2 protein-coding genes are annotated in these 3,347 nt (G+C 75.7%); both read right to left on the bottom strand.

The features are described from left to right. A partial coding sequence (locus VHK87_RS08170) for a carotenoid 1,2-hydratase (protein WP_329634407.1) occupies positions 1-999 on the bottom strand: 999 nt, incomplete at its 3' end. Continuing rightward, on the bottom strand, positions 999-3,347 hold a 2,349-nt coding region (locus tag VHK87_RS08165; protein ID WP_329634406.1), incomplete at its 5' end, for an FtsX-like permease family protein. The genes VHK87_RS08165 and VHK87_RS08170, both read right to left, overlap by 1 nt.

Here is a 3,347-nt window from a genome sequence, read left to right as displayed (position 1 = left end):
CGTGCGCACGCTCACCTCCTGGGCGACGGGATAGGCCCCGCCCGTCCGCGGCGAGCGCCAGCGACGAAGGGGCGTGAACCTCACGTCACCCGGCGCGAAGCGGACGACTCCGCCGTCGGCGGACCTCAGCGAGCCGCCGGCCCACAGGGCGGCGCCTTTGGCGTCGCGCACCTGGAAAGCCATCAGCGCGCCGCCGCCTGGGAGGTTGAGCCCCGTCCAGTCCCAGCCGACCGCCCGAGGGTCGAGCAGGGTGGAGGACCATTCGCGGTCCAGCCAGGCCTGGCCGGTCACCTTCTGCACCCGCCGCCCGCGCCTCAGCTCGCCTTGAACCGTCAGCTGGGGAAGGCTGTAGTACCAGCTGGCCTGCGAAGCCTGCGGCCCCTTGCGGCTGTATCCGGCCTCGCCCTGCAGCAGCATTGGCTGGGTGGGCGCAAGGGTCAGGGTGAGGTCGAATGCCTCGCCGCCGACGCGGGTGCTGAAGGTCCCGTCGGCCCCGCGCCACAGCCGCCAGTCGTCGATGACGAGGTCGGCGTCGCCGACCTTGGCCTCGGCCAGGCCGAAGCCGGCCCGGGCGATGCGCTGGTCGTGGATCAGCCGCCCGTGCTCCGGATCGGAGACCGCGGCGTGGGCGAACAGGATCTGCTGGGGCGAGAAGCGGCTGGGGTTGGCCGGGTCGGCGCCCGTGCGCGAGCGGAAGAAGGTGACTTGGAAGCCGAGCGGCCGCCCGCGCTCGTCCTCGAGCCAGCCGGTCACGTACCACCACTCTGTCCGGAAGCTGGGATGGGCGCCGTGGTCGGCTGGGAAGGCGAGCGGCCGGCCCGGGGCCACCTGCGCGAACCCGCCGTCGCCGGCGCCGGCGACCGGCGCGGCGGGCGCGCCGCCCACGGCCGCCGGCAGCGTGGGCGTCGGCCCGCCGTGGGCCTTCTGCGCGGGCGTCGTTGGCGGCTGGGAGCAGGCGGCCAGCGCCAGCAGCAGGAGGGCGATCGCGAGCCGGCGCATCACCAGTCCTCCCGCACGGCCTGCACCGCCTCGCCCGAGAGGGCGCGGCGGCCGGCGAGAAGGGCCGTGCCCGCTGAGGCGGCGATCAGCGCCAGAGCCACGGAGCCGAACAGGCCGAGTGGCAGGCGGGTCTGCATGGTCCAGTTGAACGACTGGGGATTGATCACCCCGATCAGCACCTGGCTCATCGCCAGCCCCAGGCCGATGCCGGCGATCCCGCCCACCAGGCCCAGCAGGGCCCCCTCGGCGGCCAGCATGGCGGCGATCTCGCGTCGGCGGACCCCCAGGTGGCGCAGCATGCCGAACTCCTTGGTGCGGGCCAGGGTCTGGGCCGAGATGGTCGCGCCGACGCCGGCCAGGCCCACCAGGATGGCGATCGCCTCCAGCAGATAGGTGACCGCGAAGCTGCGGTCGAAGATGGACAGCGCCAGGCGCCGCAGCTGGCCCGCCTGGGCGATCATCATCCGCTGCGAGTCGCCTTGCGGGACGGCCGCTCTCAGCGCAGTGGCGACCTGTTCGGCCGGGGCGCCGGGGGCCAAATCCACCGCCGCCTCCGTACGCCGCACCTCGCCCGTCAGGCGGGTGAAATCGCCCGCGTCGATGGCCAGCGCGCCTGACTGGCGCGCGTAGTCGCGCCAGACCCCGGCCACGTAGACCTTCACCGGCGCGCCGCCGCCGATCGGCAGCTCCAGCGTCCGCCCGGCCTTCCAGTCCAGCACCCGGGCGGCGGGCTCAGAGGCCCAGACCGGCGTCAGGCCGGCCGGCGCCGGCCGCGAGGCGCCGATCAGCGGCAGGGTGCCGGCCGGGTCGTCGCGGGCCGTCAGGATCACCGGCGGCCGGTCGGGCGAGACGCTGAACGAGGAGGTGTAGGAGAAGGCCGCCTGCGCCACGCCCGGCGCGGCGGCGATGGCGGTCTGGGTCCGTTGGTCGAAGCCGCCGCCGTCCTCCAGCCGCAGGTAGATGTCGGCCGGCAGCACCTGGCCCAACCATTCGTCCACCGATCCGCGGAAGCTCGTGACCATCACCGCCATGGCGATCATCAGGCTGGTGCTGGCGACGATGCCGCAAAGCGCGATGGCGGCCTGCGAGGGCGCGCCCCACAGCCGCTTCAACGCCAGGTCCAGGGGCGGCCAGGAGAGGCCGATCCGCCGCGCCGGCGAGAGCAGGATCCGGGCGAGCCAGGGCATCGCCGCGACCCCGCCGGCCAGCAAGAGGGCGATGGAGGCGTAGCCGAACAGCGGCAGGCCGGCGACGGCGGGGGCGAAGGCCGCCAACGCGCCGGCGGCGAGCAGGGCGAGCGCGATCCGCCCGCCCGGCGGGGCCCGCGGATCGATGGCGTCGCCGACGTTCTTCAGCGCCTGGGCCGGCTGGACGCCCGCGGCCTGGCGCGCCGGCAACAGGCTGCCGAGCAGCGCGGCCAGCAGGCCCAGCGCCACGAACACCGCCGCCGCGCGCGGCGCGAACACCAGCTGCGGCGCGGGCCCGTCGAAGTAGCCGCCGCCCAGGTCGCCGCCGAGAAGGGCCAGGCCGCCCCAGGCGAGCGCCACGCCCAGCGCGAGGCCGGCCAGCGCCCCCACAACGCCGATCACCGCCCCCTCCGCCGCCACCTGGAGGAGGACCGCGCGGCGGGTTAGGCCAAGCACCCGGGTCAGGGCGAACTGCGGACGCCGGCGCGCCACTGCCAGCGACTGGGCCGAGAAGACCAGGAAGCCGCCGGTGACCAGGGCCACCAGGGCCAGCATGTCGAGGTTCACCCGGTAGGCGCGCGAGAGGGCGTCGCTGCGCCGCGCTTCGCTCTCCACGTCATTGATCTCCGCCTGGGCCGGCAGCAGGGCGGCGATCCGGCGGCGGGCCTCGGCCGCGTCCGCGCCGGTCTCCAGCCGCAGGTCGACGCGGTCGAGCGCGCCGAGGCGTGCGAACCGCCACTGGGCCGCCGCGATGTCCATCACCGCCAGGCGCTGGCCCTCAGGCGCGGAGGGCAGGGTCCCGGCGACCCGCAGGCGCGCCGTCCGCCCGTTGGCGGCCACCTCGACGGCGTCGCCGACGGCCACACCCGCCGCCTGAAGCGCGGCCGTTGACAGGAACACCGCCTCCGGGTCGAAGGCCGCCGGGCCGGCGGACGCCTCGCCCAACAGGGCCGGCGTGACCTGCGCGGCGCGGAGCACGTCCAGGCCAATGAGGGTCGCCGGAGCGCTGGGGCCGAGGCTGGCGTCCATCTCCAGCGCCGGGCTGACGCCGGCGACGCCGGGCAGGCGCGCGAGGCGGGGATAGAGCTCCTCGTCGAAGCCCGCGGGCGTGCGGCCGCGCACTTGCAGGTCAGCATCGCCGCTGACCGTGCGCACGGCCTG

The sequence above is a fragment of the Phenylobacterium sp. genome (assembly GCF_036263695.1).
Taxonomy (GTDB): domain Bacteria; phylum Pseudomonadota; class Alphaproteobacteria; order Caulobacterales; family Caulobacteraceae; genus Phenylobacterium.
The sequence above is the reverse complement of the archived record's forward strand: the minus strand, read 5'-3'. Positions and strand labels throughout refer to the sequence as shown.